19 protein-coding genes, 1 other RNA gene and 2 pseudogenes are annotated in these 25,997 nt (G+C 67.1%); 15 read left to right on the top strand and 7 right to left on the bottom strand.

The features are described from left to right. Positions 1-5 precede the first annotated feature (5 nt). On the top strand, positions 6-773 hold the full coding sequence (locus DK419_RS01220) for an ABC transporter permease (RefSeq protein WP_162561109.1): 768 nt from the start codon (positions 6-8) through the stop codon (positions 771-773). Positions 774-842: 69 nt separating this feature from the next. Here DK419_RS01220 and DK419_RS28440 read toward each other — a convergent pair whose 3' ends face one another. Beyond that, a complete protein-coding gene (locus DK419_RS28440) occupies positions 843-989 on the bottom strand; it encodes a hypothetical protein (RefSeq protein ID WP_162561108.1) in 147 nt (48 codons plus the stop codon). Positions 990-1,317: 328 nt separating this feature from the next. On the opposite strand from DK419_RS28440, the gene galE reads away from it, so the two are divergent. The 6 genes and pseudogenes from galE to DK419_RS29935 form a co-directional block, all read left to right on the top strand. Continuing rightward, the gene (gene galE / locus DK419_RS01210; RefSeq protein WP_109957487.1) at positions 1,318-2,307 is read left to right on the top strand and encodes a UDP-glucose 4-epimerase GalE; all 990 of its coding nucleotides are present in this window, start codon (positions 1,318-1,320) and stop codon (positions 2,305-2,307) included. A gap of 73 nt (positions 2,308-2,380) precedes the next feature. Continuing rightward, complete coding sequence (gene glmS / locus DK419_RS01205; protein ID WP_109957486.1) at positions 2,381-4,207, top strand: glutamine--fructose-6-phosphate transaminase (isomerizing); 1,827 nt, start codon at positions 2,381-2,383, stop codon at positions 4,205-4,207. Between the two features lie 74 nt (positions 4,208-4,281). Continuing rightward, positions 4,282-7,071, top strand: coding sequence for a glycosyltransferase (locus DK419_RS01200; protein WP_109962045.1), 2,790 nt, complete (start codon positions 4,282-4,284; stop codon positions 7,069-7,071). After that, positions 7,064-7,840 (top strand): glycosyltransferase family 2 protein, encoded by a 777-nt coding sequence (locus tag DK419_RS01195; RefSeq protein WP_109957485.1) that lies wholly within the window; start codon positions 7,064-7,066, stop codon positions 7,838-7,840. Before DK419_RS01200 ends, DK419_RS01195 begins: the two co-directional genes overlap by 8 nt. Positions 7,841-7,998: 158 nt before the next feature. Further along, positions 7,999-8,279: pseudogene (gene glmU / locus DK419_RS01190) on the top strand (bifunctional UDP-N-acetylglucosamine diphosphorylase/glucosamine-1-phosphate N-acetyltransferase GlmU); the annotation flags it as partial. Next, positions 8,219-8,454 (top strand): annotated as a pseudogene (locus DK419_RS29935) (IS3 family transposase); the annotation flags it as partial. The pseudogenes glmU and DK419_RS29935, both read left to right, overlap by 61 nt. 293 nt (positions 8,455-8,747) lie before the next feature. Here DK419_RS29935 and DK419_RS28435 read toward each other — a convergent pair. Continuing rightward, positions 8,748-8,891 (bottom strand): hypothetical protein, encoded by a 144-nt coding sequence (locus tag DK419_RS28435; RefSeq protein WP_162561106.1) that lies wholly within the window; start codon positions 8,889-8,891, stop codon positions 8,748-8,750. A 427-nt stretch (positions 8,892-9,318) separates the two neighbouring features. Here DK419_RS28435 and DK419_RS01185 point away from each other — a divergent pair, with 427 nt between their 5' ends. Next, complete coding sequence (locus DK419_RS01185; protein WP_245442970.1) at positions 9,319-10,908, top strand: methyl-accepting chemotaxis protein; 1,590 nt, start codon at positions 9,319-9,321, stop codon at positions 10,906-10,908. 49 nt (positions 10,909-10,957) lie between these two features. Here DK419_RS01185 and DK419_RS01180 read toward each other — a convergent pair whose 3' ends face one another. From DK419_RS01180 to pepN, 4 genes are all read right to left on the bottom strand, one after another. Further along, the gene (locus DK419_RS01180; protein WP_109957483.1) at positions 10,958-11,383 is read right to left on the bottom strand and encodes a GFA family protein; all 426 of its coding nucleotides are present in this window, start codon (positions 11,381-11,383) and stop codon (positions 10,958-10,960) included. Between the two features lie 73 nt (positions 11,384-11,456). Beyond that, entirely contained in the window at positions 11,457-12,284 is an 828-nt protein-coding gene (locus DK419_RS01175; RefSeq protein ID WP_109962043.1) for an EamA family transporter, read from the bottom strand. A 393-nt stretch (positions 12,285-12,677) separates the two neighbouring features. Beyond that, positions 12,678-15,026, bottom strand: coding sequence for a PAS domain-containing sensor histidine kinase (locus DK419_RS01170; RefSeq protein ID WP_109957482.1), 2,349 nt, complete (start codon positions 15,024-15,026; stop codon positions 12,678-12,680). A gap of 199 nt (positions 15,027-15,225) precedes the next feature. Beyond that, the gene (gene pepN / locus DK419_RS01165) at positions 15,226-17,883 is read right to left on the bottom strand and encodes an aminopeptidase N (protein ID WP_109957481.1); all 2,658 of its coding nucleotides are present in this window, start codon (positions 17,881-17,883) and stop codon (positions 15,226-15,228) included. Positions 17,884-18,062: 179 nt separating this feature from the next. On the opposite strand from pepN, the gene gloA reads away from it, so the two are divergent. Further along, complete coding sequence (gene gloA / locus DK419_RS01160; RefSeq protein WP_109957480.1) at positions 18,063-18,503, top strand: lactoylglutathione lyase; 441 nt, start codon at positions 18,063-18,065, stop codon at positions 18,501-18,503. A 42-nt stretch (positions 18,504-18,545) separates the two neighbouring features. Here gloA and DK419_RS28430 read toward each other — a convergent pair whose 3' ends face one another. Then, complete coding sequence (locus DK419_RS28430; protein WP_162561105.1) at positions 18,546-18,716, bottom strand: hypothetical protein; 171 nt, start codon at positions 18,714-18,716, stop codon at positions 18,546-18,548. A 149-nt stretch (positions 18,717-18,865) separates the two neighbouring features. On the opposite strand from DK419_RS28430, the gene rnpB reads away from it, so the two are divergent. From rnpB to DK419_RS01130, 6 genes are all read left to right on the top strand, one after another. After that, positions 18,866-19,297: RNase P RNA component class A (gene rnpB, locus DK419_RS01155), an RNA gene on the top strand. A 452-nt stretch (positions 19,298-19,749) separates the two neighbouring features. After that, positions 19,750-20,766 carry a 16S rRNA (cytosine(1402)-N(4))-methyltransferase RsmH gene (gene rsmH / locus DK419_RS01150; RefSeq protein ID WP_109957479.1) on the top strand — a complete coding sequence of 339 codons (1,017 nt, stop codon included), beginning with the start codon at positions 19,750-19,752 and terminating at the stop codon, positions 20,764-20,766. After that, positions 20,763-21,209, top strand: a complete 447-nt coding sequence (gene ftsL, locus DK419_RS01145) for a cell division protein FtsL (protein WP_109957478.1) — start codon at positions 20,763-20,765, stop codon at positions 21,207-21,209. Before rsmH ends, ftsL begins: the two co-directional genes overlap by 4 nt. Positions 21,210-21,215: 6 nt before the next feature. Next, on the top strand, positions 21,216-23,057 hold the full coding sequence (locus DK419_RS01140) for a peptidoglycan D,D-transpeptidase FtsI family protein (protein ID WP_425352624.1): 1,842 nt from the start codon (positions 21,216-21,218) through the stop codon (positions 23,055-23,057). Continuing rightward, a complete protein-coding gene (locus DK419_RS01135) occupies positions 23,054-24,511 on the top strand; it encodes a UDP-N-acetylmuramoyl-L-alanyl-D-glutamate--2,6-diaminopimelate ligase (protein ID WP_109957477.1) in 1,458 nt (485 codons plus the stop codon). The genes DK419_RS01140 and DK419_RS01135 overlap by 4 nt, the downstream gene beginning before the upstream one ends. Then, positions 24,508-25,968, top strand: coding sequence for a UDP-N-acetylmuramoylalanyl-D-glutamyl-2,6-diaminopimelate--D-alanyl-D-alanine ligase (locus DK419_RS01130; protein WP_109957476.1), 1,461 nt, complete (start codon positions 24,508-24,510; stop codon positions 25,966-25,968). Before DK419_RS01135 ends, DK419_RS01130 begins: the two co-directional genes overlap by 4 nt. Positions 25,969-25,997 lie beyond the last annotated feature (29 nt).

The following is a 25,997-nucleotide window of genomic DNA, read 5'->3' as shown; positions in this document are numbered from 1 at the left end:
AACGAATGAAGTCGGCGCTCGAGATCCAGCTCGACGTTCTCGGGGCGCTCATGCTGCGTGACATCCGCACCCGCTTTGGCGGCACGATATGGGGCTACAGCATCGCGGTTGGCTGGCCCTGCGCCCACATCCTCGTCATCACCGCCGCCTACGCCATCATGCACAGGCCGACGCCTATCGGTGAAAGCATCGTGCTGTTCGCCGTGACTGGCCTATCTCCTTACATCATACTTAATTATACATCTCGCAAGATGATGGAAGGGCCACTGCAGAACAGGCACTTGATATATTTTCCACAGGTTAAATTCTTCGATGTTGTCATTTCGCGTGCCCTCGTCGAAATGTGCACCAGCAGCCTGAGCATCTTTATGGTGTTTTTTATCGCGGCGTGCTGCGGCGCACAGATCATTCCAAGAGATCCGTATATTTTCTGTGAAAGTATGATGCTTGCGTTGTTTTTCGCGATGGGAATGGGTTTTTTTAATGTTTTCATCTCGCAGATGTACCCGCAATGGCAATTAATTGTCGTCGTCCCTATTCTTATCATATATTTTACCAGCGGCACGATCGTCATGACCGAAGCGATGCCAGCAGTCATCTACGGGTACCTCGATTGGAACCCGCTCATGCACATCGTCAAGGTGTGCCGATCGGCTTTCTATCCCGGTTACGGCGCGGAGGCCGATATCCTGTTCGTGCTCATGGTCAGCGGCGCGCTGGCGCTGACCGGTCTCGTAGGCATCCGCTTCGTAGTGCCGCGCTTCCTCAACTGAAGCGCGGCAATCTGTCAGCCCATCCTGGAGCAAGGCGGGCTTTCTGCTGCTCCCCTCCTACCCGTGGGGTCACGGCACGTCCCGGCCGATGACAAAGGTCAGAGGCATGCGTTGCTGGCAGTCGGTCGCGCGGTTCGGGGCACCGTGCCGCGTCAGCAGCAGCCGTTGCCCGCCCTCGGCGTGCCAGCGCAACGCCTCGTCCAGGCCTGCGAGCACCGCGTCGGCTGCGGCCTGGTTGCTCCGGGCCCGGACCTGCTCCTGGAGCTTGTGGCTGCCTGGTAGGTCAGGCACGACACCCATGCGCCCGGGCGAAGGCCATCGTCGTGGGTCTTGTAGATCCGGCCGAACGGGCCGCCGGCGGCGCGCACGCGGAATTCGGTGCCGCGATTCGGCCAGCCCAGGTGATCGGGTGAGGGCACTCGCCGTCCCGCCCGATCTCCACCAAGGCCTACGCTCGGTCATGGGCCGGTTGGACCCCGATCCGATGCCGTTTGACATCACGGCGGCATGCATTAATGCCCGCCTGTAAATCTGAGAGGGTGGAATGGCGGTACTTGTCACGGGTGGTGCCGGCTACATCGGCAGCCACATGGTGCTGGCCCTGATCGATGCCGGGCACGACGAGGTGGTGGTCCTCGACGATCTCTCGACCGGGTTCGACTGGGCGCTGCCGCCGGAAGTCACGCTGGTGCGCGGCGACGTCGCAGACCAGGCCCTCGTCGCCGAGACGATCCGCCGGCACGGGATCAACGCACTGGCCCACTTCGCTGCTAAAACGGTGGTGCCGGATTCGGTCTCGGATCCGCTGGGCTACTACCTCGCCAACACGGTGAAGTCGCGGGCGCTGATCGAGGCGGCGATCGGCGCCGGCGTGCGCCACGTGATCTTCTCCTCGACCGCGGCGGTCTACGGCGAGCCGGCCGTGGTGCCGGTGCCCGAGGATCTGGCTCCGAACCCGATCAACCCCTACGGCCGCTCGAAGCTGATGACCGAGTGGATGCTGGAGGACGCCGCCCGCGCCCACGGCATCAGCTACGTGGCCTTGCGCTACTTCAACGTGGCGGGCGCCGATCCGCGCGGGCGCTCGGGCCAGTCGACCCCCAACGCCACCCACCTCCTCAAGGTCGCGACCCAGGCCGCCCTCGGCAAGCGGAGCCATCTGGAGGTGTTCGGCACCGACTACCCGACGCCGGACGGCTCGTGCCTGCGCGACTACATCCAGGTCTCCGACCTCGCGGCGGCCCATCTCACGGCGCTCAACCACCTGCGGGGCGGGGGCGAGAGCCTGACGCTCAATTGCGGCTACGGCCGCGGCTACTCGGTGCTGGAGGTGATCGACATGGTGAAGTCGGTCTCCGGCGTCGACTTTCCGGTCAAGCTGTTGGCGCGTCGACCCGGTGATCCTTCGCAAGTTATCGCTCAGGCAGATCGAATCAAGTTTCAACTTGGGTGGGTGCCACAATATCAGGATTTAAGAGAGATTGTATCTCAAGCTATTCAATGGGAAGAGATTTTGAAAAGATATAAGAAATAATATACAGTTAAAATCTACCTCGATTTGGTAGATTTTAACTATATAAAATCACCATTTGAAAAAAGAGATGAGAATGTGCGGGATCGTTGGGATCGTCGGCCGGAATGCGGTGGCGGGACAGGTTGTTGACGCGTTGCGGCGGCTTGAGTACCGCGGGTACGATTCGGCGGGCATCGCCACGCTTGAATCCGGCCGTCTCGAGCGCCGACGCGCCGAGGGCAAGCTGTCGAACCTGCAGCTCAAGCTGCTGCAGAGCCCGCTCGCCGGCGCCATCGGCATCGGCCACACCCGCTGGGCGACGCACGGCCGTCCGAACGAGACCAACGCCCACCCGCACGCCACCGAGCGCCTGGCGGTCGTGCATAACGGGATCATCGAGAACTTCCGCGAGCTCAAGGCCGAGCTGCAGGCCCGGGGCTGCGTGTTCGAGACCGAGACCGACACCGAGGTCGTGGCCCAGCTCGTCAGCCACCTGATGCGCGGCGGCCTCGGCCCCGTCTCGGCCGTCGAGGCGGCCCTGCCGCGCCTGCGCGGCGCCTTCGCGCTCGCCTTCCTGTTCGCCGGCGAGGAGGACTTCCTGATCGGCGCCCGCCACGGCGCGCCGCTCGCGGTCGGCTTCGGCGACGGCGAGACCTATCTCGGCTCCGACGCGCTCGCGCTCGCCCCCTTCACCGACGAGATCACCTATCTCGAGGAGGGCGACTGGACCATCCTGACCCGCGACGGCGCCGAGATCCGGGACGCCGCCGGCCACGTCGTCGCCCGCCCGCGCCAGAGGATCGCCACGCAGGCCTTCCTGGTCGACAAGGGCAACTACCGGCACTTCATGGCAAAGGAGATCTACGAGCAGCCCGAGGTGGTCGGCCGCACCTTCGCCCACTACGTCGACCTCGCCGCCGGCCGGGTCGCCCTGCCGGAGGCCTTGCCCTTCGACTTCGCGTCGCTCAACCGCCTCTCGATCACCGCCTGCGGCACCGCCTACTATGCCGGTCTCGTCGCCAAGTACTGGTTCGAGACGCTGGCCCGCCTGCCGGTCGAGATCGACGTCGCCTCCGAGACCCGCTACCGCGAGCCGCCGCTGGAGAAGGGCGGGCTGACGCTCGTCATCTCGCAATCGGGCGAGACCGCCGACACCCTGGCCTCGCTGCGCTACGCCAAGGCGCAGGGGCAGCACACGCTGGCGGTGGTCAACGTGCCGACCTCGACCATCGCCCGCGAGGCCTCGGCGGTGGTGCCGACGCTGGCCGGCCCCGAGATCGGCGTCGCCTCGACCAAGGCGTTCTCGTGCCAGCTGACCGTGCTGCTCTGCCTGGCGCTGGCGGCGGGCCGGGCGCGGGGCACCCTCGACGAGGCGGCGGAGAAGCGCCTCGTCGACGCGCTGATCACGGTGCCGGGCCTGATGGCCGAGGCGTTGAAGCGCGAGGAGGAGATCGAGATCCTGTCCCGCGAGATCGCCAAGGCGCGCGACGTGCTGTATCTCGGCCGCGGGACCGCCTACCCGATGGCGCTCGAGGGCGCGCTGAAGCTCAAGGAGATCTCCTACATCCACGCCGAGGGCTACGCGGCGGGCGAGCTGAAGCACGGGCCGATCGCGCTCATCGACGATGCGGTGCCGGTGGTGGTGATCGCCCCCCACGACGCGACGTTCGAGAAGACCGTCTCGAACATGCAGGAGGTGGCAGCCCGCGGCGGCCGGATCGTGCTGATCGGCGACGCGCGCGGCGCCGCCGCCGCCGGGCTCGACACGCTCGCCACCCTGATGATGCCGGACCTCGATCCGGTCGTCGCCCCGATCGTCTACGCGGTGCCGGTGCAGCTGCTCGCCTACCACACCGCCGTGGCGCTCGGAAAAGACGTCGACCAGCCGAGAAACCTCGCAAAATCCGTCACCGTGGAGTGAGGATATATTTCTAAGTAAAAAATACGAAATATAATACGTGCCTGCAATTACAACGATAAGTCGGAGCGGTTAAAATGGCTAAAGACTCGGCCGAGAACGCGAGCGATCATGACTTGGAAAATTTCGAAGCTTACTTCGAGGGCCTCTCTTCGGAAGATAAGGAGTTTGCTAATTATGTAGATGGATTAGGTTTTACTAATTCATACCTTGATATGAACACCGATGTTAAAAACTCGGGGCTTCATCCGATAATACATTGGTTGCAATATGGTCTGTTTGAAGGAAGACCACTTCACTCCACAGTCGTTGTAAGGCGTGGGGCCGATGCCGAGCGTGCGGAAGGCGATAACTGGCAACATTATCGCTGGAATGGAGAGCTGATCGCCGTTCGCCAATCTCGTGTCGCGCTAGGCGATCTTATTCATCGCATTCCGGACATTTCGGTAGAAGACGAAGCTTTTGCGGAATTCGTTCTGCAAAATCTCGATCCTGAGTTTTACCTTCAGGTGCGTCGGGATGTTGCGGAGGCAAATATTGACCCAGTTTACCACTGGCTGCAACACGGCTTGTATGAAGGAACTCTGCTGCATCCTGATGTTCTGACACGGCATGGGCCGGATGCTGAGCGCACGAAAGGTAGTAGCTGGCAGCGTTACCGGTGGAAGGGAGAGCTGGTTGTTGTCCGTCAGTCAAGTGTTGCGCTGAGCGATCTTATTCAGCGCATCCCGGATATTTCGGTCGAAGACGAGGCTTTTGCGGAATTCGTTCTGCAAAATCTCGATCCGAAAATGTACCTGCAAGCGCATCGCGATGTGGCAGAAATTAATGCTGACCCATTTGGGCATTGGTTAGGATGGGGTCTCTATCAGAACCGGCCTCTTCATCCTACGATCGTTACACGACGTGGGTCAGATGCCGAGCGCACGAAAGATGATAGCTGGCAGCATTATCGCTGGAAGGGAGAGCTGATCGCTGTCCGTCAGTCTGGCGTCGCGCTGGGCGATCTTATTTATCTCATTCCGGACATTTCGGTCGAGGACGAGGCTTTTGCGGAATTCGTTCTGCAGAATCTCGATCCGAAGATGTACCTGCAGGCGCATCGCGATGTGGCAGAGGTTAATGCTGACCCATTTGGGCATTGGTTAGGATGGGGTCTCTATCAGAACCGGCCTCTTCATCCTACGATCGTTACAAGACGTGGGTCAGATGCCGAGCGCACGAAAGATGATAGCTGGCAGCATTATCGCTGGAAGGGAGAGCTGATCGCTGTCCGTCAGTCTCGCGTCGCGCTAGGCGATCTTATTTATCGCATTCCCGATATTTCGGTCGAAGACGAGGCTTTTGCGGAATTCGTCTTACAAAAGCTCGATCCGAAGATGTACCTGCAGGCGCATCGTGATGTGGCAGAAGCAAATATCGATCCGTTTTTTCATTGGCTAAAGTACGGTTTCTCGGCAGGGTTCGCCTTGGCGCCGAATGTCAAGATTTTTAAAAATCAGCAAAACTTCCAGAACGATACGTGGACGAGGCATGATTTCAAATGGAACGGCGAATTTTTATATGCATATGAGAATATGATATCGGATGATATTCTCAATCAGGTTCATAGACAAGCTAAGTATGAGCCAGCGATATATGCCGCGGGCGCATTGGCATTGAGTGCCTTGAACGTATTTGACGGCCCTGACTTGCTAACAAGAGATAGGGTGGATGTAGATCAGTTATTGAATTGTTTTAACGGTCAAACGTCTGTTATATTTTTTATTCCTTATTTGCTGGCGGGAGGAGCTGAAAAATATGCGGCAGATTTGGTAGATGTTGCCACTACAATATATAACGGTAATGTGAGCGTGGTGGTTACAGAACAGTCAGAGAAAGACAGCGATTGGTCTAGTTTGTCAGTTCTGAAGCCTTTTCATAAAGCAAACGTAATATTCTGGAAAGATGTCGATAATTCGTATAATCCAGTTACAACTTTGGCCAGATTGCTGAATGGCCTGGCTCCAAAAGTAATCGTTGTAATTAATAGTCGCTTAGGATTGGATCTAATTTCTACATACGGAAGAGGATTGTCGCAAAATGCAAATCTTTTCTGTGCCTACTTCAGTATGGGCGTAAACGGCTTGGGAGTTCCTTACGGTACTAGATTTCCAAGACTTACATCGTCCTTTGCGACATCTCTCACCGATAATTCTCCTATGCAGCATATTTTAGATGAACGATACTCGCATATCTCAATCGGAAACACGATCGTCATACCGCCTAGAGTACAACTCGTTTCAGACCGGAAGTTTGAAGAAAGATATAAGAAAAATGTGACGACGTTAAACAAAAATAATCGCCATCGTAGATGGGTTTGGTATTCTCGTATTGAAATATTTAAAGGAACGGAAATTTTAGCTAAACTAGCGAAGATGAGACCGCACGATCAATTTGACGTGTATGGTACAGGATCGGAGAACGCCGACCATCTTGGACTGCATTTGCCTAATATCAAGCTGAAGGGTGTCGTAAAAAATATAAACGTTGAAGACTTCTCTCTCTACGATGGGTTCATATTCACCAGCCTCTATGAAGGATTGCCAAATGCTGTGCTGGAAATGAGCCAACATGCGATTCCGATGATACTATCCGACGTCGGTGGGTTAAGAGACACGTTTGATGATGAAAGCGTTAAATTTGTACGCATTGTAGATGATAAAGAAGTATGCGCAAAAAATTTCGATGCTGCGCTTGCGGAAGTTCTGCACTTAAAGCCGGCTGAGAGATACAGCATGATCGTCAATGCTAAGTCTCAAGTCGAGTTGAGGCATTCGGCTACTAACCATAGCAACACGGTGAGGGAGAAACTGTTCAATGTCTAAGGTCGATGTAAGTGCGATCGCTATATTTCATAATGAGAAATATTATGCCATACCGGCTCTCAAGAGTCTCCGTGAAATGGTGAGATATACGAGAGATGCTGGTATAAATGTCGAGGTTATTGCAGTCCTCGATAAGGCCGATGCTCTTACTGCGCAGATAGTAAAATCCAATGATGACTATATACATACAATCATAGAAGCAGATTGCGGTGATCTCGGACTTAGTAGAAATACTGCGTTCAGCCACAGCCGCGGTGAATATGTTACCTTTTTTGACGGCGATGATCTTTGGGGAGAGAAGTGGATTGTAAATTCCTATAATTATTTATTCAATAAAGATAACGAAAGAACTATCATCCATCCGGAATACCTCATGTATTTCGATGAGCATGATTTTGATTTTTCCAGCACAAGCAGCTATCCAAATCTAAATGCTAAATCGTTCTGGTTCAGACATATCTCAAGTACGCACGAGAATTTCGATCCGAGAAATCTCCTGATGAATAACGTTTGGTCGGCTAATTCGTTTGCCAATAAAAATGTATATAAAAAGTTTCCTTATCGCGCAGTGGATCGACTTAAAGGGTTTGGTGTCGAAGATTGGGCATGGAATCTCGAAACAACCTGGAACGATATGAATCACGAAATAGCTCCAAACACAGTTCATATAATAAGGGTAAAACAACATGGCTCCTTAGGTCGGCAAAATATGCAAGAAGGACTGTTATTGCCTCTTCCTGAGGATTTTGATATCTCCAGATGGGGATGAAGAAAAAACTTACGCATTGTTTATTTATTTCATCATTCCACGGTATTGAAAATATAAAAATAATCATTTCAGGATTGATTTTATCGCCAGAGGATACCCCGACGTGCTTGAGGAAGTGAGGTGCTCGTAGATCCAGCAACGTGTTTGGCAGCTATTCAATGATCTTCAGGCGGACCTCCGCCGGGGCCCGCTCCCTTGTCGCCGTGGTGCTCGCCGCCGGCGAGGGCACGCGGATGCGCTTCGACCTGCCGAGGGTGCTCCACCTGATCGCCGGACGGCCAGCGCTCTCCCTCGTGCTCGTCGCCGTGGCGGGGCGCCTCGCCCTGGCGGTCGAGCCCGGCCGCGACGACGTCGACCGGGTGGCGGGGATGTCCCGGGCGCCGAGACCCGCCCGCAGGAAGAGCGCCTCGGCACCGCCCACGCGGTGCCGGCGGCTCGCCGGGCGAGCACGCGGCGGAGGCTGACGGCAGACCACTTGCCGTCATCCGGCGATGCCCTCCATGAGCCGCGCCGGCTGCCGTCACGATAATGCTCCTATGGCGAGCGTCTTCCCCACCCTCAAGATCGAACTCGTCCACCAGCGACGATGGGCGACCCGCGATGAAGCAAAACGGGGGAGGACCAGAGAGCCAGCGGCAGTGGTCCGATACGGCGATCACCCTCCACGCGGCTCCCGGCCTGCCAAAGACGGCGCCTTGCGACAGCCGCGTGGTACCCCGAACCGTGCCAGACCTGCGCCGATGTGTTGGCTTCCGTGAGGGGCGGTCTCGCGCGGGCGCGCTCTGGCGACATCGCCCCATCGACGGAATCGAACAAAATCTCGCTCCAAGCTACCTGCTCCCTAGGCCTATGCTCTCGGCTCGTGAATGGCCAAAGTCGAGATGAGGGGGGGAGACGTGCTCTCCTCTCACTCAAGCAGGTCGATCGAATGCCGCGCGAGACAAAGCGCGGCATTTGTCGCGCAGGCCCGCGCGAGGCTCGAGCAGAGCGATTTCCGCATCGCTTCGAGCACGAGCGGATCGGTTACCGGGCGCGGACAGGCAGCTGCCATGGGAGTTCTCCCGACGGCGCGGAGCCCGGGAACATACCTCGGCATCGAGCGTTGTCCTGCGGGAACATGAGATCGCGGATATCCGTCGTGCGCCCGGCACCGTGATTCAGGATCGGTCCTCGGTCTGTTGGGTCTTGCGGAGTGGTCGCAGCGTAGATCTCGCCTCCAGTCGCCGTTGTCGTAATTCCGTCGCTGCGTAAACCGTAGGCTTGACGTTGAGATCGGCCGGCACCCCGGCGGTTCCCCCTCAAATGCCCGGCGCTTTACGGTGTCTTAAATCTTCCGTTGCTTCCTCGAGCCCGAACGACATCCTTCAGTGGGGACCGGGCCCGTGCTCGCCAATTTCAAGATCCTGCACAAGCTCACGGCTGCCATCGCGCTGATCGCCGCGATCGTCGGCGGCTGCGTCTGGTACGCCCAGGGGCGCATGACGGCGATCGACGACGCCTACAGCCTGTTCATCGTCCGCGAGGCGCGGGCACCGGTGACGGCACGTCGGGTCAACCGCCTCGTCTACACGATGAACTACGCCGTGTTCCGCATCGTCGCGGAATCGGAGCCGGGCCTGATGCGTCGCGCGAACGAGACGTTCGACGCGGCCTCGTCCGAGGTGAAGGCCGCGCTCACCGAGATGCGCGGCCAGGCGCCGACCTTCGCCGCGCGGATCGACACCCTCGCGGCCGGACTCGACGGGCTGACGGTCAAGCTCGGTGCCGTGCGCAAGCTGGGCATGGCGCAGAGGAACGCGGAGGCCCTCGATCTCTATCACGACACGGTCGACCCGGTCCTCGGTGAACTGATCCGGGAATCGAACCAGATCGGCATCGACATCCAGGATTACGTCGCGAAGAGCTCGGACGACCTCACCGACCAGACCAACGCGACCCGCTACCAGCTGATCGCGGTGACGGCGCTCGGCATGGTGCTGGGACTTCTCGCCGTCGCCCTCGTCGCCCTGGCCGGCGTCACCCGGCCGATCAACCGCCTCGTGGGCGTCCTCGAGCGGATGGCCCGCGGCGAGATCGAGGCCGAGATCGCGGAGGCGCGTCGCGGCGACGAGGTGGGTGCCATCGGCCGCGCGGTCGAGGGTATCAAGGCGCTGGTGGCCCGGAAGGCGGCCGAGCAGGCCGAGATCAAGCGGAACGCCGACGCGGCGGCCGCCGAGGAGCGTCGGCGCACGATGATCACGCTGGCCGACGGCTTCGAGCGCGCGGTCGGCGGCATCGTCGGCCTGGTCTCGTCCTCGGCCACCGAGCTGCAGGCGACCGCCGGGCAGATGACCGCGACGGCGACCGAGACGGCGAGCCAGTCCGCGACCGTGGCGGCGGCCGCCGAGCAGGCGGCCTCGAATGTCGGCACCGTCGCGGCGGCGGCGGAGGAGCTCGGCGCCTCGGTTTCCGAGATCGGCCGCCAGGTCGACGGCTCGGCCGGCCTTGCCCGGCAGGCGGTGGCGGAGGCCGACCAGACCGGCGCCCGGGTGCGCGAGCTGAGCCGGATCGTCGGCCGGATCGGCGACGTCGCCGGTCTGATCTCGTCGATCGCCAGTCAGACGAACCTGCTCGCGCTCAACGCCACCATCGAGGCGGCCCGGGCGGGTGCAGCCGGCCGCGGCTTCGCGGTCGTCGCCGCCGAGGTGAAGGAGCTCGCCGCCCAGACCGCGCGGGCGACCGACGAGATCGGCCAGCAGATCGCGGCGGTGCAGAGCGCCACCGGCGAGACGGTCTCGGCGATCGGCGCGATCACCGCGCGCATCCGCGAGATCGATTCGGTGACGGTGGCGATCGCCGCCGCGGTCGAGGAGCAGGGCGTCGCGACCCAGGAGATCGTCCGCAACGTCTCCCAGGCCGCGACCGGCACCGGCGAGGTCACCGGCAACATCGCCGGAGTGGCGGGCGCCGCCGAGGAGACCGGCGCGGCGGCGACCCAGGTTCTCGCCTCGGCGACCGAGCTGTCGCGCCAGTCCGAGCATCTCGGGGCCGAGGTGGCGCGGTTCCTGGCGACCGTGCGGGCGGCCTGAGGAGCGGGCTCGCCCGACATCCCCCGGACGGCAGTGTCCGGGGGGGCCGTCACCGGTCTGCCGGGATGAAGCGCAGGGTGCCGGCGAGCCGCGCCGGGCGGCCGGTATCGTTGGGGTGATCGACCCCGTCGGTCACCGGCACCTCGGGGAAGTCGAACGGGCTGACCCCGTCGAGGCAGGCGACGTTGACGGCGTAGAGGCTGGTGTCGGACCGGCGCTGGTGATGGGTGTAGATGCCGCATCGGGAGCAGAAGAAGTGCTCCGCCGCTCCGGTGTGGAAGCGGTAGCGCGTCAGCGCCTCCGCGCCCTGCAGGATCGTAACGCCGCCGATCTCCGCCATGGCGACGACGGCGCCGCGCATCCGGCAATACGAGCAGGTGCAGCGGCGGATCGAGGCGAGCCCGTCGCCGAGAGAGGCCGCGAAGCGGACCGCGCCGCAATGGCACCGGCCTGTCCGGATGGTCGTGGTGCTCATCGATCGTCTCTCCTGACATGCGGATGGCGGATCGCCGGGCCGGGATCACCAAGACGGGATCACCATGCCGGGATCACCAGGCCAGGCAGGCCGCGCCGGCCGCGACCGCGAGGCAGGAGGCGATCCGGCGCGGGCTCAAGGATTCCCCGAGGAAGACCCGCCCGATGAGGGCGGCGTAGACCACGCTGGTCTCGCGCAAAGCCGAGACCGTTCCCATCGCGTCGGATTGCATCGCCCAGATGACGATGCCGTAGGCCAGGATCGAGACGAGCCCGCCGGCGAGCGCCGTCGCGGTCTGCGCGGCGGTGTAGGCCGGCGGCCTGCCGCGCATCGCAATGAAGAGCGGCGGCATGGTCAGGCTCCACAGGAGGAACATGCTCGCCGCGTAGGACAGGCTGTTGCCGGACAGGCGCACCCCGATCCCGTCGACGACGGTGTAGGCCCCGATGAGGAGGCCGGTGACGAGGGCGGCCGGGAGGAAGTCCGCGCGCACCCGTCGTCCCTGGACGGCGAGCGAGAGGATCCCGCCCGAGACGAGCCCGATGCCGATCACGGAGAGGAGGCCGAGGGATTCGTGCGCGAACAGAGCCGCCCCGAGCGCGACGAGGACGGGCGAGGAGCCGCGCGAGATCGGGTAGGTCTGCCCGAGGTCGCCGGAGCGGTAGGTCCGCACGAGGGACAGGTTGTAGCCGGCATGGATGACCGCCGAGGCGACCACGTAGGGCCAGCTCGCCGGGTTCGGCCAGGGCAGGAGCGCGACGGCGATCGCCGAGGCACCGGCGACGGCGATCATCATCAGGGTCATCGACCAGAGGCGGTCGCTGCCGCCGCGCAACACCGCGTTCCAGCCGGCATGCAGGATCGCCGCGCAGACCACGCCGAGGAGGACCAACGGCGTCATGCGGGGCTGCCTCGACGCATCGTCGGCGTCGGCGGCGGGGCTCGTCTCGCGGTGCTCATGATCCGGCAGCATGGCGGTCCCGCGGCGCGCCGACAAACGCCTAATGCTGACGCTCGCGTGAGGAAACCTGACGCGCGTCGGGACGATGAGGTGGTGGTGCGCTGGTCGATGCCGCCCGTCGCGGACCGTCCGCGTCGACGATCCCGGGCGGATGTGCCGACTGCCGACGTCGCGCCGGCTTCGACGATACGCACATCAGCCTGTCATTCCGGCTCCGCTTTCGCGGCCGCGGCATGACCCGGGGGGATGTCGGCGCTGCCGTACCGGTCGGACAGGCTCTCGATGCGATCGGCGACGGTGATTCGGCGGCATCGCGTCCCGTAGCCTTGTCCCTCACGCGTGGAGGGCGGCCGCCTCCTGCGCCGCGGCGGCGTCGTTGAGGCCGGGCCGCGGCAGCCGGACCAGCACGATCGTGCCGGTGCCCTCCTCGGAGCGGATGCGCAGGCCGCCGCCGTGGAGCTCGGCCAGCGAGCGGGCGATGGCGAGGCCGAGGCCTGAGCCCTTGTAGCTGCGGGCGAAGTTGGTCTCGACCTGCTCGAACGGGTAGCCGAGCTTCGGCAGAGCCGCCTTCGGGATGCCGATGCCGCTGTCCTCGACGAAGATGTGGACCGCGTCGATGGCCCGCCGCGTGCGCACCGCCACCCGGCCGGCCTCGGGGGTGAACTTCACGGCGTTCTGCAGGAGGTTGACCAGGATCTGGTGCAGGGCGCGCTCGTCGGCCATCACCAGGGTGTCGGCGCTCATCTCGACGCTGACGGTGAGCCCCTTGGCCCGGGCCGGCTCGGCGATCAGCTTGAGGGCGCGCTCCAGCGCCTCGCTCACCGCCACCGGCTGCTTGGCGAGCTTCACCCGGCGGGCGTCGATGCGCGACATGTCGAGGATGTCGTCGATGACCGACAGGAGGTAGTGCCCGCTCGAGCGGATGTCGCGGCAATACTCGCGGTACTTCTCTGAGCCGAGCGCGCCGAACACCTCGCTCTCCATCACCTCGGCGAAGCCCAGGATGGCGTTGAGGGGGGTGCGCAGCTCGTGGCTCATGTTGGCCAGGAACTCGGATTTCGAGCGGTTGGCGCTCTCGGCCTGGGCCTTCTGGTCGAGGTAGCGCTCGGCGAGGTCCGCGAGCTGCTGGGTCTGGATCTCGAGGGTCCGGCGCGAGCGCTTGAGGTCCGCGATGGTGGCGATGAGCTGGCGTTCCGATTCCACGAGCCGCTCCTGATGCCGTTTCAGGGCCGTGATGTCGGTGCCGACCGACACGTAACCGCCGTCCTTGGTGCGCCGCTCGCTGATCTGCAGCCAGCGCCCGTCGGCGAGCTCGGCCTCGAAGGTGCGGGCTCCCGCCTCCGGGAACTCGCCGGCGGGGATCTCGCGCCGCACGGTCGGCAGGGCGGCGCGCCCCATGATGGCGTCGTAGCGGCGGCCGGGCTGGGCCTCGTCGGCGGTCAGCGCGTGCAGGCGGCGGAACTTCGAGTTGCACAGGACCAGGCGATTCTGGGCGTCCCAGAGCACGAAGGCCTCGGACACGGCCTCGACGGCGTCGCGCAGGCGCATGTCGGCGGTGGCGGTCGATTCGGCGAGGCGGCGCTGCTCCGAGATGTCGATGACGATGCCGACGAGGTGGCGGCCATTGTCCTCCAGGTCCTGCACGATCTCGGCCCGGGCCTTGAGCCAGACCCATTCGCCGCCGGCGGCGCGGATGCGGAACTCGTGATCGACGGTGGTGTCGCGGGCCGCCAGCTGGCGGGCGAGGCCGTAGAGGTCGGTGTCGTCCGGGTGGACGAGGCCGTTGACGTCGCCGAAGGAGAGGAATTCCTGCTCCCGGACGTAGCCGAGGAGCTGGTACATCGAATCCGACCAGTAGATCCGGCCGCGCGGGATGTCCCAGTCCCACAGGCCGCAGCGGCCGCGGCCGAGCGCGGTATCGAGGCGCTGGCGCACCTGCTCGCAGACCCGGTCGACGGCCCGCGCCCGGTCGGCCTGGAGCGCGTAGGCGAGGCCGGTGCAGACCACCACCAGCGTGACGGCCCCGACCAGCACCGCGGCGATCCGGGCCCGCCCGGCCCACGGCGCCGTCACCGAGTCGAGGGTCTGCACCACCGCGACCTGCGCGATTCCGCTCCCGCCCGGGACCGCCCGCACCGTCGCCAGCGCCCGCTCGCCGCTGCCGAGCACCACCGGCAGCACGCCGGCGCGCTCGCCCAGGATGCCGAGCACCTGGACCTCGCCGAGGAATTCGCTGAAGTTGCGCTTGAGGCCGGTCTGCTCCGGAAGGGCGGCCAGGATCGCGTCGTCGGCCCCGATCAGCAGGAGGCTGCGGCCGGTCGGCAGGCCGCCGGGCGGCACGAGGCGGACCAGCCGCTCGCGCAGGGCGGCCTCCGTCGCCGGCTCCGCCGTCGCCAGTCCGGGGGGCCGGGCGAGGGAGGCCGGGAGCGTCCCGGCGATCAGGCGGGCGATCAGGTCGATGTCGCGCCGCGCGTCCCCCACCACCTCCTCGCGGTGGCCGGCGAGCTGCAGGGCGGTGACGGTGCCGAGGCAGATCAGGAACGCCGCGAGCATCGCCGGAACGGCGAACCGGAGCCAGGATTCCGCGTGGGCGAGGCGCTGGTGCGCGGCCTTCGAAACCCGGCTGATCCCGAGAATCGTCGCGGCACGCGCCGAGAAGGGGGCGGGATCCGCCTCCAGCATACCCAAACCCCCAACGGAACAGAAAGACAGATGCCGCGGAGGTTCCCGGCAGGCCCCCGAATCGAGGCTCAATCTGGCATTTCCACAAGCATTTTGTCCAGCGCCTCGCGCCGTGGAAATGAAGTGTTAACCAGTGATCCGATCGCGCGGCGGCTTCGGACGGCGCGCGATTCTGCCAGCACTCACAAGGGGTTGTGCATTATTTCGCCGGCACCAGCGAGCGGCCGGCGATGTCGCTGACGTCGGGGGAGAGGCCCGGCGCCCCGGCCACCCGGCGAAGCGCGGATTCGGCGTGCCGGCGGCGCTCCGCTTCGACCATACGCCAAGTATTGAAAGCAGTTAGCAGGCGCGCCGCGACTTGGGGATTTTTTCCGTCGAGGAGCAGCACCACTTCGGCCGTGAGGTCGTAGCCGGCCCCGTCCGGGCGGTGGAACTGGGTCGGATTGTTGAGGCTGAAGCTGGCGACCAGCGAGCGGACCCGATTCGGGTTGCCGAGGGAGAAGGCGGGGTGGCGCATCAGCCCGCGGACCCGGTCCAGCGTCCCGGCCTCCGGGATCATCGCCTGCAGGGCGAACCACTTGTCGAGCACCAGGGGCTCGTGGCGGTAGGTCTCGGCGAAGCGCGCCAGGGCCGCCTCCCGGGCCTCGCCCGGCACCAGGCTCAAGGTCGCGAGCGCCGCGAGGCGGTCGGTCATGGTCGTGGCGGCGTCGAGCTGCGCGACGGCGAGCGCGGTGCCGGCCTGCGGGTCGGCGGCCGCGACGAGGTCGAGGGCGGCGTTGCGCAAGGCGCGGCGGCCGGCGCTCGCGGCGTCCGGGCTGAAGGGCGCGCCGGGCGGCTCGGCGAGCGCGTCGCGCAAGGCCAGGAGCCGGGACCCGAGGTCGCGGCCGAGCTGCACGCGGAGCGTCTGGCGCGCGCGCCAGACCGCGTCCGGATCGACCTCGGCGCCGAGGGTCTGGGCCACCTCCTGCTCGCCGGGCAGCGTCAGGACCAGGGCCGCGAAGGCGGGATCGGCCAGGGCCTCGGCGTCGAGGAAGGTCGCGAGCGCGGAGGCGAGCGCCGCACCCTCGGGGCCGGCTTCGGGGCCGAGCGGCGCGCCGGCGCGGGCGCGGCCGACCAGCACCTCCATGGCGAGGCTCTGGGCGGCCTGCCAGCGGTTGAAGGCGTCGGAATCGTGGGCGAGCAGCGTCAGGCGCTCGTCCCGGGTCAGGGCGTGATCGACCTTCACCGGGGCGGAGAAGCCGCGAAACAGCGACGGCACCGGCGCCGCCGCGACGTTGGTGAAGACGAGGGACGCCTCCGCCGCGTCGAGCACGAACACCCCGTCGCGGGCTTGGTCGCTCGCGGCTTCGACCGCCCCGCCCTCCGGGGCGACGAGGCCGAGCGCGACCGGGATCACCAGGGGCTCGGGCGCGGCACCCGCCGTCGCCTCGGTGGCGACCACCGGCAGGCTCTGGCGGAAGGCCAGGCTGTAGGTCTTCCGCTCCGGATCGTAGGCGCCGGTCACCGAGACGGTCGGCGTGCCGGCCTGGGCGTACCAGCGGGCGAAGGCCGTCAGGTCGCGCCCGCTCTCGGCCGCAAAGGCGGCGAGGAAATCCTCGACCGTCGCGGCCGTGCCGTCGCAGGTCGCGAAGTAGCGGTCCATGCCGCGCCGGAAGCTCTCCGGCCCGAGCAGGGTGCGCAGCATCCGGACGATCTCGGCGCCCTTCTCGTAGACCGTCGCGGTGTAGAAGTTGTTGATCTCGCGGTAGGCCTGCGGCCGCACCGGGTGCGCGAGGGGACCGGCATCCTCCGGGAACTGGCGGGCGCGTAAGGTCCGCACCTCGGCGATGCGGTGGACCGGGCGCGAGCGCTCGTCGGAGGAGAATTCCTGGTCGCGAAAGACCGTCAGGCCTTCCTTGAGGCAGAGCTGGAACCAGTCGCGGCAGGTCACCCGGTTGCCGGACCAGTTGTGGAAGTACTCGTGCGCGATGATCGCCTCGATGTTGGCGTAGTCCGCGTCGGTCGCGGTGTCGGGGCTCGCCAGCACGTACTTGTCGTTGAAGATGTTGAGGCCCTTGTTCTCCATCGCGCCCATGTTGAAGTCGGAGACCGCGACGACGTTGAAGACGTCGAGGTCGTAGGCGCGGCCGAAGGTGCGCTCGTCCCAGGCCATCGAGCGGGCGACGGCGTCGAGGGCGAAGTCGGCGCGATCCTCCTTGCCGGGCTCGACGTAGACGGCGATCTCGACGTCGCGCCCCTCCAGGGTGGTGAAGCGCGCGCCGACCCGGCCGAGGCGGCCGCCGACGAGGGCGAACAGGTAGGCGGGCTTCGGGTGGGGGTCGTGCCAGACCGCGTAGTGGCGTGTCAGGCCGACCTCGCCCGCCGAGACCGGGTTGCCGTTGCCGAGCAGCACCGGCGCCTCGTGGCGCTCGGCCTCGATCCGGGTGGTGTAGACCGCCATCACGTCCGGCCGGTCGAGGAAGTAGGTGATGCGCCGGAAGCCGTCGGCCTCGCACTGGGTGCAGTAGACGCCGTTCGAGCGGTAGAGCCCCATCAGCTTGGTGTTGGCGCTCGGGTTCACCTGCGTCTCGATCTCGAGCACGAAGGGGCGCTGCGGCGGCTGGTGCAAGGTCAGGGCCCGAGGCGTGACGTCGATCGCGCCCGGGCCCGTCGGCTGCCCGTCCAGCGCGATCGCCAGCAGGGTCAGCTCGTCGCCGTCGAGCACCAGCGGCGCGCCGGGCTCGCCGGTGGGGTTCGGGCGCAGCGCCAAGGTCGCGGTGACCCGGGTCTCGGTCGGATGCAGGCGCACGTCGAGGTCGACGCGGTCGATCAGGTAGTCGCTCGGGCGGTAATCGGCGAGGCGGACGATCGACTGCATGGCGGGATCCTCGGCGGTCGCGCGGGCGGCGGAAGGCGGGCGGCGGAAGGAATGAGCCTTTGCACCGTCGCCGGCCGCAGCGCAACGCGGGAGGCGGGGCCTCCCCGCCGGTCTCACGCCGCCCTAGCTACGACGCCGAAACCGGGCGCCCGCGCGCCGCAACCGAAGGATGGAGTGCCATGGAGTACCTGCACACGATGGTCCGCGTCGCCGACCTCGACCGGGCGCTGGACTTCTACTGCAACAAGTTCGGCCTCCAGGAGGTGCGCCGCACCGAGAGCGAGAAGGGCCGCTTCACCCTGGTGTTCCTGGCCGCCCCCGGCGACGCCGCGCGGGCGAAGGACACCAAGTCGCCGCTCCTGGAACTGACCTACAACTGGGACCCGGAGGAGTATACCGGCGGACGCAACTTCGGTCACCTGGCCTACCAGGTCGACGACATCTACGCCACCTGCCAGAAGCTCCAGGATGCCGGCGTGACCATCAACCGCCCGCCGCGGGACGGCCACATGGCCTTCGTGCGCTCGCCGGACGGCATCTCGATCGAGATCCTGCAGAAGGGCGGGCCTAAGCCGCCGCAGGAGCCCTGGGCCTCGATGCAGAATACCGGGAGCTGGTAGCGCCCGGCGGGCGGGCCACTTCGGGCCCGCCCCCTCTCGGGGTCAGGCCTCCGCGGCCGGCGTGATGCCGAGTTCCGCCAGCTTGGCGTGGATCGCCGTGACCGGACGCTTGAGCTTCAGGCTCATGACCGAGGCCGGGACGCCTTCCTGCGCCATGGCCTTGAGCTGCTGCACGGTCTCCAGGGTCCAGCCCGCCTCGATGTTCTCGCTCATCAGGGTCGCCTCCGTGGTCGCGGCCGCGTCGGGGCGGCCTTGAGACCGGCAGGTAGGAGGTCCGGGCGGCGCGGCAACCCGTGCGGCGGGCGACGGACGGGCCGTCCTGCGCCTTGACGCGGGCGCGCCCGCGTCGCACATCGGCGCCGTCAGCCGGCCGGGCGGCCGCTCCGTCCTCCGTTCGCGGGTCTCCCGCGCGCGAGGGGCGGGGAGGAAAGTCCGGGCTCCATGAAGAGACGGTGCCGGATAACGTCCGGCGGGGGCGACCCCAGGGACAGTGCCACAGAGAGCAGACCACCGTGCGGGTCCTCGCGGACCCGTCGCGGCCAGGGTGAAAGGGTGCGGTAAGAGCGCACCGCGGACGCGGCAACGCGGACGGCACGGCAAACCCCACCGGGAGCAAAACCGAATAGGGGCGGCACGCGCGAGGAATCGCGCACGGCCTTCTTCAGGCCCGTCGCCCGGGTTGGTTGCTCGAGGCGGTCGGCAACGGCCGTCCCAGAGGAATGGCCGCCACGTTCGGGGGACCCTCGCGGGTCGTCCGGGCCATACAGAACCCGGCTTACAGGCCGGCTGATCCCCAATTCCGAAACCGGCGCGCTGGCGCGCCCGCAGCTGAGTTCAAGCGGGCGCGAGGCATCTCCGAGGTAGAGCCCGCGCCCGCGGCCCAACAGGCATGCGCGCCTCGACTTTCCGGCAAAGCCCGCGCCGGTCACAAGCCTTCGTTAACCTTGCTGGTCTCTGATGGCACAGGGGCGGGTGCTGCCCGCCGCGTGTGCCCTCGCGTTGACGACCCCAGAGGCCCATGATACCCCGAGCCACCCCGTCCACGGCGATTCCAGCATCGGCGGCCGCCGCCCGCGAGAGCAGGCGTGATGGTCGCGCGTCGATGCCTGGCGTGGGCAAAGCGGCGCCCTGGCGCCGAACCCGGCCGGCCTCGGCCCGGCTCGTGCGGACAGCGGAGCACCATGGATCGTCACGCGTCACTGCGCGCTCGCCGCGCGAGCTGTGCCGTCGTCCCGGGGGACCGGCCGTGACCGCCGCTCCCCACATCCCGGTCCTGCTCGCCGAGGTCCTGGCGTCCCTGCGCCTCGGCGACGCGCCGGCCGCCGTGATCGACGGCACCTTCGGGGCCGGCGGCTACACCCGGGCGATCCTGGCGGCCGATCCCCGCAACCGCGTGCTCGCGATCGACCGCGACCCGACCGCGATCGCCGCCGGCCAGGCCCTGGTCGAGGAGGCCGAGGGCCGCCTCGTGCTGGTCCAGGGCCGCTTCGGCGATCTCGACGCGATCGCGCACGACCACGGCTTCGCGCAAGCCGATGGCGTCGTCCTCGATATCGGGGTGTCGTCGATGCAGCTCGACCAGGCGGAGCGGGGGTTCTCGTTCCGGTTCGACGGGCCCCTCGACATGCGGATGGAGCGGGCCGGCGAGAGCGCCGCCGACCTCGTCAACGAGGCCTCCGAGGCCGCGCTCGCCGACGTGATCTACCATTACGGCGAGGAGCGCCGGGCCCGCGCCGTGGCCCGCGCCCTGATCGAGGCGCGCCGGCGCGGCCGCATCGAGACCACGGCGGCGCTCGCCGAGATCGTCGCCGGCGTCGTGCGGGCGGAGCCCGGCAGCGGCATCCACCCGGCGACCCGGACGTTCCAGGCCCTGCGCATCGCGGTCAACGACGAGCTCGGCGAGTTGCAGCGGGCGCTGCACGCGGCGGAGCGCACCCTGCGGCCGGGCGGGCGCCTGGCGGTCGTCACCTTCCACTCGCTGGAGGACCGCATCGTGAAGCAGTTCTTCTCGGCCCGCAGCGGCCGGGCGGTGGCCGCCTCGCGCCACCTGCCGATGGCCGCGCAGCCCGCGCCCCGCAGCTTCACCCTGTCCACCAAGGGCCCGGTCGCCGCCGGCGAGGCCGAGGCCTACGCCAATCCCCGCGCCCGCTCGGCCAAGCTGCGCGCCGGCGAGCGCACCGACGCAGCCCCGCCGCCGCCGCTCACGGCGCTGGAAGCCCTGGCCTCCCTGCCCGAGCCCCAGACCCGGGGAGGGCGCCGGTGATCCGCCTCCTGCACCTCGCGGCGATCGCCGGGCTGATCGCCTCGGCCATCTACGCCTACTCGATCAAGTACGACACGCTCTACCAGGCCGAGCAGGTCGCCAAGCTGAAGACCCGCCTGCGCAAGGAGCGCGACGCGATCGCGGTCCTGCGCGCCGAGTGGCAGCTCCTCACCCGGCCCGACCGGCTCCAGGGCGCGGTCGACAAGTACCTGACCCTCGAGCCGATCGGCACCGGTCATCTCGGGCGGCTCGCCGACCTGCCGGCCAAGGCCGACCGCGGCGACGAGATCGCCCGCAAGCTCGAGGCTTTGGGCCTCGGCGCCACCGCGACCCCGGCGGCCAAGGAGCGTCAGGCCGCCACCACCGGCGCCGCCGCCGGCCGAGCCGAGGAGCCGCGCATCACCGGCTCCACCTCCACCCGCACCCCGACCGCCAAGAGGTAGGCGCCCGTGACCCAGGACCAGGACTTCCAGGCTCACGACGCCCTGCCTCCCGAGACCGGCGCCGCGGAGCCGGCCCGCGACGAGCCCGCCCCGGCGCCGCGGCGCAGCCCCGGCGCGATCCTGCGCGCCGGCGTCCAGGCGATGTTCCGCCTCTCGGTGGAGCGCAGCGCCGCCCGCGTCGGCCTCGTCAGCCTCGTCTTCGGCGGGGTGTTCCTCGCGCTCATGGGCCGCCTCGTCAGCTTCGCGCTGTTCCCGGACGATCCGGTGACCGCCTCGGCGCGCCGCGCCGAGGCCGGCGGCACGACCCAGGTCCGGCCCGACATCATCGACCGCAACGGCGAGATCCTGGCCACCGACATCCGCACCGTCTCGGTCTTCGCCGAGCCGAAGAACATCTACGACAAGGACGAGGCGGTGGAACTCCTCACCGCCGTCCTGCCCGAGATCAACGCCCGCGACCTGCGCGAGAAGCTCTCCTCGAAGAAGGGCTTCGTCTGGGTCAAGCGCGAGATCACCCCGCGCCAGCAGGTCGAGGTGCATCGCCTCGGCATCCCGGGCGTCGGCTTCCTGGCCGACCACAAGCGCGTCTACCCGAACGGCACGGCCGCCGCCCACATCCTGGGCGTGACCAACCTCGACAATGTCGGCATCGCCGGCATGGAGAAGTACATCGACCGCCAGGGCCTGCGCGACCTCACCAGCCTCGGCTTCGTCGAGAAGTCGGCCGACATGGCGCCGGTCCAGCTCTCGATCGACCTGCGCGCCCAGCACGCGGTGCGCGACGAGCTGGCCTGGGGCATGGAGCATTACCGCGCCAAGGCGGCGGCGGGCCTGATCCTCGACGTGACCACCGGCGAGGTGATCGCGCTCGCCTCCCTGCCCGATTTCGACCCCAACGAGCCGAAGGACGCCCTCGATCCCGACCGGATCAACCGGATGAACGTCGGCGTCTACGAGATGGGCTCGACCTTCAAGGCGATGACGCTCGCCATGGCGCTCGATTCCGGCAAGTTCACCGTCAACTCGACCTTCGACACCCGCGGCGGCGTGCTGCATTGGGGCCGGCAGAAGATCCACGAGTATCACGGCACCAACCGGGTCATCACGATGCCGGAGGTGTTCACGCACTCGTCCAACATCGGCTCGGCCAAGATGGCGCTCGGCATCGGCGTGCCCGGCCACAAGGCCTTCCTGAAGAAGATGGGCCTGCTCGATCGCCTGCGCACCGAATTGCCGGAGAGCGCCGAGCCGATCGTCCCGCCGCGCTGGACCGAGATCAACACCATCACCATCGCGTTCGGCCACGGCCTCGCGGTGGCGCCGCTCCAGGCCTCGGCCGCGGTGGCGGCGATCGCGAATGGCGGCTTCCTGATGACGCCGACCTTCCTCAAGCGCGGCGAGGCCGAGGCGCGCGAGAAGGCGACGCAGGTGCTCTCGCCCCAGACCAGCGAGGCGATGCGCTTCATCATGCGCCTCAACGCCACCGAGGGATCGGCCAAGAAGGCGGCGATTCCCTACTACTACGTCGGCGGCAAGACCGGCACCGCCGAGAAGGTGATCCGCGGCCGCTACGTCAAGAACCGCCTGTTCACGACCTTCATGGCGGCGGCGCCGATGGACAAGCCCAAATACCTGTTCGTCACCATCATGGACGAGCCGCAGGCGGTCGCGGCGGAATCCGGCTCCTACGCCACGGCGGCCTGGAACTCGGGCGTCGTGACCGGCCGGACGATCGCCCGCGTCGCCCCGATCCTCGGCCTGCCGCCGCAATTCGAGCCGCCGGTGAAGCCGTTCCCGCTGATGGTCAAGCTCGGCGCGTACCACGTCAACCAGCTGGACGGACGATGAGCCTCACCCTCGGCGACCTGTTCCCGCAGCCCGGTCAAGCCTCCGGCCTTCCCGTCACCGGTCTCACCGCCGACAGCCGCAAGGTCGCGCCCGGCTACGTGTTCCTGGCGGTGCCCGGCACCGCCGCCGACGGCCGGACCTTCGCCGCCAAGGCGGCGGCGGCCGGCGCGGTCGCGATGGTGGCGGAAGGCGAGCGCCCCGCCGATCTGCCGGAGCCGGTCGCCTACCTCTCCGTGCCGGATGCTCGCACCGCCCTCGCGGCGGCCGCCGCCCGGCTGCATCCGGGCCAGCCCGGCACCGTCGTCGCGGTCACGGGGACGAGCGGCAAGAGCTCCGTCGCCGATTTCGTGCGCCAGATCTTCGGCCGCCTCGGCCGGCAGGCGGCGAGCCTGGGCACGCTCGGGGTCATCACCACCTCGGGCGCCGCCTACGGTTCGCTCACCACCCCCGACCCGATCACGCTGCACGCGACCCTCGACCGGCTCGCCCGCGACGGCGTCACCGAACTCGCGATGGAAGCCTCCTCGCACGGCATCGAGCAGAGCCGCCTCGACGGGGTGCGCCTGACGGCCGCCGGCTTCACCAATCTCGGCCACGACCACCTCGATTATCACGGCACGCCGGAGGCCTACCTCCAGGCGAAGCTCCGGCTGTTCACGACCCTGCTGCCCGCGGAGGGGATCGCGGTCGTCAACGCCGACGGCCCGCAGAGCGGGGCGGTGATCGCAGCCGTCCGCGAGCGCGGCGTCAGGCTCGTCACCACCGGCCGGGCGGGGGAGGGGGTCCGCCTCGTCTCCGCCCGCCAGGAGGGCTTCGCCCAGCGCCTCGAGATCGCCGTCGGGGCCGCGACCCACGAAGTCGATCTGCCCCTCGTCGGGACGTTCCAGGTCGAGAACGCGCTCGTCGCCGCCGGCCTCGTGCTCGCGACCCCGGCCGGAGCCGGGCGCGAGGCGGAGGTCGTCGCGGCTCTCGGCCACCTCGCCGGCGTGCCGGGGCGGCTGGAGCGGGTCGGCACCGTGCGCGACGCGCTCTGCATCGTCGATTACGCCCACAAGCCCGATGCGCTGGCGAACGTCCTCGACGCGCTGCGCGCCTTCACGACCGGGCGGCTCGTCTGCGTCGTCGGCTGCGGCGGCGACCGCGACCGCGGGAAGCGCCCGCTGATGGGCGCCATCGCGGCCGGGAAGGCCGACCGGGTCATCGTCACCGACGACAATCCCCGCAGCGAGGATCCGGCGGTCATTCGCGCCGCGATCCTGGCGGCGGCGCCCGGCGCGGAGGAGATCGGCGACCGTGCGGACGCGATCCGGGCGGCGGTGCGCGACCTTCGCGCCGGCGACGTGCTGGTGGTTGCCGGCAAAGGTCATGAAACCGGCCAGATCATCGGCGACCGCACGCTGCACTTCTCCGACCGCGACGCGGTCCTGAGCGCGATCGAGGAGACCCGCGCATGACCGAGCCCCTCTGGACCCTGACTGACGCCGCCGCCGCCATGGGCGGCTGCGTCGTCGCGGACGATGCCGCGGCGCAGGCCCTGTCCGGCATCTCGATCGACACCCGCACCCTGAAGGTCGGGGACCTGTTCTTCGCCATCCGGGGCGAGGCCCGCGACGGCCACGACTTCGTGCGCGACGCGCTCGCCCGCGGCGCCGGCGCCGCGGTGGTGGCCGAGGAGCGCGCCGCCGACCTCGCCGGTGCCGGGCCGCTGATCGCGGTGCCGGGGCGGGACGAGGATTCCGTGCTGGCGGCGATGCGCGGCCTCGCGGTCGCGGCGCGGGCCCGCACGGGCGCGCGGGTGCTCGCCGTCACCGGCTCGGTCGGCAAGACCGGCACCAAGGAGGCCTTGCGCCATGTGCTGGCGGCGCAAGGGGCCACCCACGCCTCGGTCGCCTCCTACAACAACCACTGGGGCGTGCCCCTGACGCTCGGCCGGATGCCGGCCTCGAGCGCGTTCGGGGTGTTCGAGGTCGGCATGAACCATGCCGGCGAGATCGCGCCGCTGACCCGGCTGGTGCGGCCCGAGATCGCGATCGTCACCACGGTCGAGCCGGTCCATATCGAGCATTTCCGCTCGCTGTCCGGCATCGCCGACGCCAAGGGCGAGATCTTCTACGGCCTGGAGCCCGGCGGCGTCGCGATCATCAACCGCGACAACCCGAATTTCGAGCGGCTGAAGGCGCACGCGCTCGCCTCCCGCGCCGGCCGGGTGGTGAGCTTCGGCGAGCACCGCGAGGCCGACGTGCGGGCCGAGCGCATCGTGATGCGGCCCGACCTCTCGATCGTCGACGTGCGGGCGATGGGCCAGGCCGTCACCTACCAGCTCGGCACCCCGGGACGGCACACGGCCCTGAACTCGCTCGCGGTCATCGCCGCCGTGCAGGCGCTCGGCGCCGACCTGGCGCTGGCGGCGCTCTCGCTCGCCCAGCTGCGCCCGCCCGCCGGGCGCGGCGCGCGCCACGTCCTCCAGGTCGCGGGCGGCGAGGCGCTCCTCGTCGACGAGAGCTACAACGCCAACCCGGCCTCGGTGCGGGCGGCGCTCAGCACGCTTGCCGGGGTCGAGACGTCCGGGCGGCGCATCGCGGTGCTGGGAGACATGATGGAGCTCGGCGCGGACGCGCCCGCCCTGCACCGCGAGCTGGCGCAAGCGGTCGAGGAGCACGGCATCGACCTCGTCTTCACCGCCGGCCCCCTGATGCAGGAGCTGTTCGAGGCGCTGCCCTCCGCCCGGCGCGCCGGCGCCCGTCAGGGCTCGGCCGAGCTGGTCGAGGTCGTCCTCGAGGCCGTGCGGCCCGGCGACGCGGTGATGGTCAAGGGCTCGAACAGCACCCGCATGGGCCGGATTGTCGAGGCGCTCAAAGCCCGCTACGGCGGGGCCCAGGACCAGGATCTCGCCGTCGGCCGATCCGGCTGAGCCACCTTCGAAGGATTTCTGACGCGCTG

Source organism: Methylobacterium terrae (assembly GCF_003173755.1).
GTDB lineage: Bacteria > Pseudomonadota > Alphaproteobacteria > Rhizobiales > Beijerinckiaceae > Methylobacterium > Methylobacterium terrae.
The sequence above is the reverse complement of the archived record's forward strand: the minus strand, read 5'-3'. Positions and strand labels throughout refer to the sequence as shown.